The sequence below is a fragment of the Vibrio sp. 1078-1 genome (assembly GCF_033340475.1).
Map to the genome: position 1 here is coordinate 1 of NZ_JAWOWM010000671.1, position 572 is coordinate 572.

The window sequence follows — 572 nt, forward strand, 5'->3', positions numbered from 1 at the left end:
TAGAGCTAAAAGCACCTAAAAGTGGTTTAGTGATCGGTCAGCAAACGCTGCCATTGGTAAACGAAGGCGATGCCATTTTCCACCTCGCATACTTCAGCCAAAGCGACGATGAAGTAGAACAAGCGGTAGAAAGCTACATTGAAGGATTAACTGAGTTTGACGTCGAACAGGTAACGACGGGACAAATCCCACTCGACACTCAGTCATAATTGCATGCTCTATGATCTCAAAGCCCAGTACCTGTTGCCGGGCTTTTTTTGTTATGTTTACTCACCAATATTATTTATTACAAACACTTAAACACGAAAACCCAACGTTTGTGCTTCGTGTTTAGCTTATTTCAATTCATCTTGTTCATCGCACAATTGCACAGCGTTTTATTTATTCGTATTATGTTTTCTTTTTTGCTTGCACACATCTATGAATAAAACACAACTCATTGGTTGTTTGTTGGGACTTGGACTTTCTGCAAATCTCCTCGCTCAAGAATCTGAAAACATCGCTCAATACTTACAAGAACAAAGTCAACAACATTCACTAGAAGATCATTATGCTTCATCTGTTCCAGATGA

At 39.5% G+C, this 572-nt stretch carries 1 pseudogene; it reads left to right on the top strand.

Annotated features, from left to right (window positions below):
- Positions 1 to 209, top strand: a pseudogene (locus R7190_RS29430) (deacylase); the annotation flags it as partial.
- Positions 210 to 572 lie beyond the last annotated feature (363 nt).